At 60.2% G+C, this 231-nt stretch carries 1 pseudogene; it reads left to right on the top strand.

The window, feature by feature from the left end:
• A pseudogene (locus SB772_RS46055) lies at positions 1-231 on the top strand (hypothetical protein); the annotation flags it as partial.

Below are 231 nucleotides of genomic sequence, written 5' to 3'. Positions count from 1 at the left end.
ATCCGTTTCTCGGGAGTAGCTATCTCCTACGCCCTGGGCTCCATCATCGGCGGAGCTTTCGCGCCGACCATTGCCACGGCCCTTGTCCAGGCGACAGGCACAACGATGAGCGTCTCCGCCTACTTGCTGATCGTCGCGTTGATCTCCGCGGGAGCTGTTCTGTTGACCCGCGAGCGCAAGGGAATCGATTTGGGAATCGACAACCAAGCCGAACAAGAGGTAGGCGCAACG

Origin of the sequence: Paraburkholderia sp. SIMBA_030 (assembly GCF_046535245.1) — a bacterium.
In the GTDB taxonomy this organism is placed as follows: Bacteria; Pseudomonadota; Gammaproteobacteria; order Burkholderiales; family Burkholderiaceae; genus Paraburkholderia.
Note: the sequence above shows the minus strand (reverse complement) of the source record. Positions and strands in the feature narration are given on the sequence as shown.